General features: G+C 71.3%; 6 protein-coding genes and 2 pseudogenes. All 8 read right to left on the bottom strand.

The features are described 5' to 3' along the window. Nucleotides 1-485, bottom strand: a pseudogene (locus D588_RS0115195) (hypothetical protein); the annotation flags it as partial. After that, nucleotides 482-943, bottom strand: a complete 462-nt coding sequence (gene fliJ, locus D588_RS0115190; protein WP_010341649.1) for a flagellar export protein FliJ — start codon at nt 941-943, stop codon at nt 482-484. The gene fliJ and the pseudogene D588_RS0115195, both read right to left, overlap by 4 nt. A gap of 3 nt (nt 944-946) precedes the next feature. After that, nucleotides 947-2,323, bottom strand: a complete 1,377-nt coding sequence (gene fliI / locus D588_RS0115185) for a flagellar protein export ATPase FliI (RefSeq protein ID WP_017908679.1) — start codon at nt 2,321-2,323, stop codon at nt 947-949. Then, complete coding sequence (locus tag D588_RS0115180) at nt 2,320-2,943, bottom strand: FliH/SctL family protein (RefSeq protein ID WP_017908680.1); 624 nt, start codon at nt 2,941-2,943, stop codon at nt 2,320-2,322. Before D588_RS0115180 ends, fliI begins: the two co-directional genes overlap by 4 nt. Continuing rightward, nucleotides 2,940-3,929 carry a flagellar motor switch protein FliG gene (gene fliG, locus D588_RS0115175; RefSeq protein ID WP_017912588.1) on the bottom strand — a complete coding sequence of 330 codons (990 nt, stop codon included), beginning with the start codon at nt 3,927-3,929 and terminating at the stop codon, nt 2,940-2,942. The genes D588_RS0115180 and fliG overlap by 4 nt, the downstream gene beginning before the upstream one ends. A 10-nt stretch (nt 3,930-3,939) precedes the next feature. Further along, nucleotides 3,940-5,658: a flagellar basal-body MS-ring/collar protein FliF gene (gene fliF, locus D588_RS0115170; RefSeq protein WP_017916586.1), complete on the bottom strand. Its 1,719-nt coding sequence runs from the start codon at nt 5,656-5,658 to the stop codon at nt 3,940-3,942. Nucleotides 5,659-5,670: 12 nt separating this feature from the next. Beyond that, nucleotides 5,671-6,033, bottom strand: a complete 363-nt coding sequence (fliE, locus tag D588_RS0115165) for a flagellar hook-basal body complex protein FliE (RefSeq protein ID WP_010341655.1) — start codon at nt 6,031-6,033, stop codon at nt 5,671-5,673. A gap of 256 nt (nt 6,034-6,289) precedes the next feature. After that, nucleotides 6,290-7,389, bottom strand: a pseudogene (locus D588_RS0115160) (glycosyltransferase); the annotation flags it as partial.

Genomic DNA, 7,389 nt, shown 5'->3' with positions numbered 1-7,389 from the left:
CCCAGCGGGGTCGCGGTGGCCGCAGGCAGCACCGCCGCGCCGAGCGCCGGTAGCAGGCCCAGGCCGATGCCGGCCAGCCCGGCCGGCGGCCAGGCGCTGTCGTCGGGCTTGGCGTCCTCGTGCTTGTCTTCGGTCTTGGCCTTGCCCTTGTCGCTGCCCGAGGCCTTGGTCTCGGTGCTGCTCTTCTCGGCGTCCTGGGCGACCTTGTCGCCGGCCTGCGCGGTGCGCGCGGGGTCGCTGGCGGTGTCGTCCGCGGCGGCCGGACGCTTGTCCGCCTGGTCCTTGCCGGCGTTCTGCGCCGGCTTGGGCGTCTCGCGGGCGGCGGGCTTGGGCGCGGTGGTACGCGCCGAGCCGCCGCCGCCGCCGAGCAGCTTGGCGAAGTCCTTGTCCTTGCCGCCGGCGCGGTCGGTGCCCTGCGTGTCGTTGCCGCCGCCGATCTGGCTGGCGCGGCCACTGCCGCCCAGCGCGGAAAGCGCGTTGTTCATCGTCCGTCTCCGTCATCGTGTTCGTCGGCGGTGGCCGCCAGGCGCGCGCGGCGCGCGCCCAGGTCGTCCATCTCGCGCTGGCTGCGGCGGTCGTCGACCTTGCGTTCCTGCGCGCGGTAGCTGGCCGCGAGCTGTTCCAGCACCTGCTTGTCGCGGCTGGCCAGCAGCAGCCGGCTGCGCTCCATCTCCACCTTTTCGCGGTTGCGGTCCACGGTCTGGCACTGCTGCTGCACCGCGCTCTCCAGCCGGTCCAGGAAGGCGCGGCGGTTGGCCAGTTGCGCCAGGCTGGTCGCCGCCATCTGGCTGTTGGCGTACTCCTCGGCGTAGCGGCGCAGTTCCTCCAGCCGCGACTCGTGGGTGGCCAGGGCGCGCTGGCGCTCGGCGAGATCGCGCGCGACCTCGTCTTCGTGCTGCTGGGCGCGGCGGAGCAGGGGATCGAGACGTTGCGATTGCATCATGGCTTAGTTCTCGCGGTCGACCAGGCGCTTGAGGGCGGCCTGGCTGTGGGGCAGATCTGCGGCTTTGGCGACGTCCTGTCCGAGGAATTCCATGATCTCCGGCCAGCGCTCCAGCGCTTCGTCCACGGCCGGATCGTTGCCGCGCTGGTAGGCGCCGATGGTGATCAGGTCGCGGTTGGCCGAGTACGCGGCCACCAACCGCTTCAGCGAGCGGATGCGCATCCGCCACGGCTCGTCGGCGATGTCCTGGACCACGCGGCTGACCGAGGACTCGACGTCGATGGCCGGGTACAGGCCGCTGTCGGCGACGCGCCGCGACAGCAGGATGTGGCCGTCGAGGATGGCGCGCGCGGCATCGGCGATCGGGTCCTGCGGATCGTCGCCTTCGGTGAGCACGGTGTAGAAGGCGGTGATCGAGCCGCGGCCCTTGGCGCCGTTGCCGGCGCGTTCGACCAGCGCCGGCAGCTTGGCGAACACCGACGGCGGATAGCCGCGGGTGGTCGGCGGCTCGCCCACCGACAGGCCGATCTCGCGCTGGGCCTGGGCGAAGCGGGTCAGCGAGTCCATCAGCAGCAGCACGTTCAGGCCCTGGTCGCGGAACCACTCGGCGATGGCGGTGGCGCGGTAGGCGCCGTGCAGGCGCGCCAGCGGCGGTCGGTCGGCCGGGGCGGCGACCACCACGGCGCGGCGCAGGCCTTCCTCGCCCAGGGTGGTCTCGACGAAATCGCGCACTTCGCGGCCGCGTTCGCCGATCAGCCCGACCACGATCACGTCGGCGGCGGTGTAGCGGGTCATCATGCCCAGCAGGGTGGACTTGCCGACGCCGGAGCCGGCGAACAGGCCCACGCGCTGGCCGCGGCCGATCGGCAGCAGCGCGTTGATCGCGCGCACGCCCACGTCCAGCGGGGTGGTGATCGGTTCGCGCGCCAGCGGGTTGATCGACACGCCGGCCATGCCCACCGAGCCTTCGGCGCGGATCGGACCCTTGCCGTCCAGCGGCACGCCGTCCGAGTCGATCACCCGGCCGAGCAGACCTTCGCCCACTTCGACGCCGCCGCGGCGGTGCAGCGGCACCACCCGCGCGTTGGGCAGCAGGCCGTGGGTTTCGGCACTGGGCATCAGCGAGGTGCGGTCGCCGGAGAAGCCGACGACTTCCGCGTCGACCCAGCCGCCGTCGACCTCGACCTTGCAGGTGGCGCCCATCGGCGCCTCGCAGCCGACCGCTTCCAGGGTCAGGCCGACCGCGCGGCGCAGGATGCCTTCGCGGATCAGGCCGCGGCCGGCGGCCACGTCCAGATCGAGCTTGCCGAGGCGGCCGGCCAGGCGCAGGTTGCGTGCATCCAGCCAGTCGGCGGGGTGGGTGCCGGACAGCGCGCTCACAGGCCCGCTCCGGACTTGCGCATCACCGTTTCCAGGGCCGCGCGCAGGCGCGCCTCGAGGGTGCCGTCGATGCGCACCGATTCGGCGTGCACGCGCAGGTCGCCGCGGCTCAGGCTCAGGTCCGGCACCAGCCGGATGCCCTGATCCATCAGCGTCAGCAGCGGGGTCAGCGCGGCGATGTCGTCCGGGTGCAGGCGCACCTCGACGTCGCGGCGCGCGCCGCCGACCGCGTCCAGCGCCTCGGCGACCAGTTCCGACAGCAGCACCGGGTCGGCCTGGTAGGCGCGGCCGACCAGGCTGCCGGCGATGCGCACGGCCAGCTCGCCGAGCGCGCCGACCACCTCGTTCTCCAGCCGCGCCAGCGGCCGCGAGAAGTTGTCCAGGATGCCTTCGATCTGCGCGGTGAGGCGGCGGATCTCGGCCTGGCCCTGGGCCAGGCCCTCGGCGTGGCCGCGCTCGAAGCCTTCGTGCTGGGCCGCGGCCTCGATCGCCTGGATCTCCTCCAGGCTCGGCGGACGCAGCACCGGCTCGTCCGGCAGCGCGTCTTCGTAGGGCAGCGCCGCCAGCGCGGACGGGGCATCGAGTTCCGGCGCCAGCCAACGCACCACGTTGCCGTTCATACCATGGCCTCCGCACCGCTACCGCCCAGGCTGATCACGCCTTCGTCGGCCAGGCGCCGCACGATCGCCAGGATCTCCTTCTGCGCGGCTTCCACGTCGGACAGGCGCACCGGGCCGCGCGCCTCCATGTCTTCCAGCAGGATCTCGGCGGCGCGCTGGGACATGTTCTTGGTGATCTTGTCGCGCACCTTGATGTCGGCGCCGCGCAGGGCCAGGCCGAGCCGGTCGCCGCTGACTTCGCGCAGCATGGTCTGCAGGCCGCGGTCGTCCAGCTCCACCAGGTTGTCGAACACGAACATCAGGTCCTGGATGCGGCTGCCCAGGTCGGCGTCGATTTTGCTGATCGCCGACAGCACGCCCTGGTCCGAGCCGCTGTCCAGGAAGTTGAGGATGTTGGCCGCGACCTTGACCCCGCCCACGTTGGACGACTTCAGGTTCTGGTTGCCGGAGAACTGCCGCTCCATGATCTCGTTGAGCTCGTTGAGCGCGTGCGGCGGGATGCCGTCGAGGGTGGCGATGCGCATCAGCACGTCGGCGCGGGTGCGCTCGGGCAGCAGCTTCAGCGCCTCGGCGGCCTGGTCGCTGTCCAGGTGCGCCATCACGATGGCGATGATCTGCGGATGCTCGTTGCGCACCAGGTCGGCGATGGAGCGCGGGTCCATCCACTTCAGGGTGTCCAGGCCGGTGGTGTTGCGGCCCAGCAGGATGCGGTCGATCAGACTGCCGGCCTTGTCGGCGCCCAGCGCCTGCACCAGCACGTTGCGGATGTAGTCGTCGGCGCCCACGCCCAGCGAGGTCTTGCTGCCCAACTCGGCATTGAACTCTTCCATGACCTTCTCGACCTGATCGCGCGAGATGCCGCTCAGCGTCGCCATGGCGATGCCGATCTTCTGCACCTCCTTGGGGTCCATGTGCTTGAGCACCTCGGCCGCGTCGGCCTCGCCGAGCGACAGCAGCAGCACGGCGGCGCGCTGGGTGCCATTCATTGCATTCGCATCAGGCTTCACTGGCGACCCATCCCTTCACGACCTGCGCCACGCGCTTGGAATCCTGTTTGACCGCTTCGCGGGCCTGACGCAACCGTTCCTCGTAGGCGTCGGGCAGGGCGATGGCGGGGTTGCCGCCAGCGCCGCCGCTGAGGCTGGCGGTGTCCTCGCCCAGCGACGGCAGCAGCGGGTTGTCGTCGTCGAGCATCGACAGCTTGGCGTCGCGCGGCTCGTTGCCGTCGCGGTCGTGGCCCACCGCCGCGGCCGGTGCGGGACCGGCGATCTGGCGCAGCGCCGGGCGCAGCACGCCGAACAGCAGCGCCAGCACCACCGCCGCACCCAGCACCAGGCGCGCGACGTTCATCACCCGCGGATCTTCCCACCAGCCGGGCTTGTCGGCCGCTTCCGGGGCCTGGCGGACGAACGGGGCGTTCATCACCGAGACGGTGTCGCCGCGTTCGGCATTGAAGCCCACCGCCTGCTTGACCAGGCCTTCGATGCGGGTCAGTTCGGCGGCGCTGAGCGCCTGCTCGGTCATCTTGCCCTTGGCGCCGGGACGCATCACGTGGTCCACCAGCACCGCCACCGAGACGCGCTTGATCCGTCCGGCCGGCTGCCGGGTGTGCTGCAGGGTGCGGTCCAGCTCGTAGTTGCGGGTGGCGCTCTTGGAGCTTTCGGTCGGGGTCGCGGCGGCGGCCTGCTGGGTGCCGGTGCCGGCGACGGGCGGGGCACCGGTGGCGCCCGGCTGGCCCGGCGCGCTGCCCGGCGAGTTGCTGGTCGCGCCGGGCGCGCCCTGCGGGCCGCTGGTGCTGGTGCTGCTGTCGCTGACCTGCTCGCTGCGCAGCTTCGGCGGGTCGCCGTTGTACAGCTCGCGCGCTTCCTCGACCACCGAGAAGTCCATGTCCACGTTCACTTCCGGGTTGACCCGGCCCGGGCCGGTCATCGGCTCCAGCAGTTCGCGGATGCGCTGGTTGTAGGCGCTTTCCTGGCGGCGCACCTGGTCGAACTGGGCGGCGTTGAGCGCGGCATCGCTGTTGGGGTCGGCGATGGTCAGCATGCGCCCGCTCTGGTCGACCACGGTGACGCGGTCCGGCGCCAGGTCGGGGATGCTGGAGGCGACCATGTTGACGATCGCATCGACCTGGTTGCGTTCCAGGGTGGTGCCGCCGCGCAGTTCCAATACCACCGAGGCGCTGGCGGCCTCGCGCTGGCGAGTGAACGCGCTCGGCTTGGGGATGGCCAGATGCACCCGCGCCTCGCGCACCGGGCGCAGGCTGGCGATGGTGCGCGCCAGTTCGGTTTCCAGGGCGTGCTGGTAGCGCGCGTTCTCCACGAACTGGCTGACCCCGAAGCCGGGATCCTTTTCCATCACTTCGAAGCCCATGTTGCCGTTGTCGGTCAGGCCGGCGCCGGCCAGCTTCAGCCGCGCGTCGTACAGCTTGTCCTCCGGCACGGTGATCGCGCCGGTGGCCTGGTCGAGCTTGAATGGGATCTGCGCGGTGCGCAGCAGGTCGGTGGCCTCGGCCGTGCCCTTCTCGTCCAGGCCGGTGTACAGGGGAGTGTAGGCCGGCTTCTGCGACCAGAAGAACACGAACAGGCCGGCGGCCACGGCCACCGCGATCATCGCCATCAGGCCGATGCGCCGGGTGAGCTGCAGGCTCTGCAGGCGGTCGAACCAGGCCCCGGCCTTTTCGCTGTTGAATGTGTCTTTGCTGATCGCAAGCGCCATCGTCTTCTACCCTTACAGCGGCATGTTCATCACGTCCTGGTACGCCTGGACGAGTCGGTTGCGGACTTCCACGGTAGCGCGAAACGCCACCTGGGACTGTTGCGCGGCCAGCATCACCTTGGCCAGGTCGGCGCTGGGGTCGCCCAGTTCGAAGGCCTTGGCGAGGTCGCCGGACTTCTGCTGGGCCTCGTTCACGCCGCCGATCGCGTTGCGCAGGGTCTCGGTGAAGCTCGGGCCCTGCACGCCCTGGCTGCCGCCCAGGCCTTCGATCGCATTGCTGCGGCCGACATCGCCCACCCGCGTCTGCGCCGCCTGGCCGACCTGGCCCTGGTAGCTGCGGATCTGCGAAAGGATGGAGCTGATGGAGTCGCTCATACGGTGAAGTCCCTGCCGGGAGACGGCTTGCCCGTATGCAATGCAAGCGGTGTGCCGAAACGGCACTCACCTGTCGCGCAGCCTCCAGACAGGCATGCGCGGGGAAGGCCGGCACCCGGTGACGGGTTCCTGGCGCCGGCGGCACGGCCGGCACGGACCGCGCGCCGGCAAGGTGTCGGCAGGTTGACGCCGTGCGCCGCGTCACGGTCGGACGCTGGCGCCGCGCGGGGACCTCAAGGCCGGCGAGGGGACCGACTCAGTCCGGCAGCCAGGCTGCCCGCCACTCCTGCAGATTGGCGCCCTGCAGCAACCAGTCGCGCTGCACCGTCGCGCGCAGGGCCATGCCAGCGGCGGTGCGTGCGTCGGCATCGGCCAGGTGCGCGCGGATCGCATTGACCCAGTCGCGAAAGCGATTCTTGACCAGGGTGACCGGCAGCGCGCCATCGCGGTAGGGCGGCAGGTCGCTGGCCACCACCGGATAGCCGCAGGCGCCGTACTCGAGCAGGCGCAGGTTGCTCTTGCAGCGATTGAACAGGTTGTCTTCCAGCGGCGCCAGCGCCAGGTCCAGGCCCAGTGCGGCCAGCGCCTGCGGATAGCGGGCGAAGTCCACGCCCGCGTGCACCTCATGCACATGCCGGCGCAGCCGCTCCGGGCACAGCCCCATGAACACCCAGTGCACCTCGCCGGCCAGCGCCTGCACCACGTCGGCGATCAGTTCCAGGTCGCCGGTGTGGCTGAGCCCGCCGGCCCAGCCGACCCGTGGCTTGGCCGAGGTGGATGCCGCCGGCGGTGCCAGCGCGCCCCACAGCTGCGGCTCCAGCCGGTTGCGCACCACGCGGATGTCGCCGTGCAGGCCGGCCAGCGCCTCGGCCAGGTCCGGCGTGGAGACGGTGACCCGGTCCACCAGCGTGGCGGCGCGCCGCAGCGAGCGCAGCACGTCCTTGGGCATGTGCTCGCGATGCGCGCTCTTCAGCGGCAGATTGGGCAGGTAGTCGTCCAGCTCGTAGACCATGAAGGCAGTGCCGAACCGGCGCATGCGCTCCATCCGCGCCAGTTCCGCGTCGCCGACCCGGCGCTGCAGCACCACCACGTCGGCGCCGATGCGCTGCAGCTCCACCGGATCGAGCAGGCGCGCGTAGTACAGGCCGTCGATCTGCGCGGCCGCGGCCAGCGCCTGGAATGGCTGGATCACCCGGTACTGGCCGCTGCCGAAGGTGTCGCCGGGATGGGCCAGCACCCGCGGCAGCGGTTTCCAGGCCAGCGGCTGCCAGGAGAATTCGGACTCGGTCAACTGGAAACCGCCGGGCTGGTCCAGGCACAGGCTCGGCGAATACGCCGGATCCTGCGCCATCGCCG

Origin of the sequence: Xanthomonas sp. SHU 308, assembly GCF_000364645.1 — a bacterium.
Classification (GTDB): Bacteria; Pseudomonadota; Gammaproteobacteria; order Xanthomonadales; family Xanthomonadaceae; genus Xanthomonas_A; species Xanthomonas_A sontii.
Note: the sequence above shows the minus strand (reverse complement) of the source record. Positions and strands in the feature narration are given on the sequence as shown.

Bases quoted from the DNA above. Each gene is read 5' to 3' on its own strand.
- D588_RS0115180 (WP_017908680.1), bottom strand. From the start codon at position 2,943: ATGAACGGCAACGTGGTGCGTTGGCTGGCGCCGGAACTCGATGCCCCG.
- fliE (WP_010341655.1), bottom strand. From the start codon at position 6,033: ATGAGCGACTCCATCAGCTCCATCCTTTCGCAGATCCGCAGCTACCAG.
- fliF (WP_017916586.1), bottom strand. From the start codon at position 5,658: ATGGCGCTTGCGATCAGCAAAGACACATTCAACAGCGAAAAGGCCGGG.
- fliJ (WP_010341649.1), bottom strand. From the start codon at position 943: ATGATGCAATCGCAACGTCTCGATCCCCTGCTCCGCCGCGCCCAGCAG.
- fliG (WP_017912588.1), bottom strand. From the start codon at position 3,929: ATGAATGGCACCCAGCGCGCCGCCGTGCTGCTGCTGTCGCTCGGCGAG.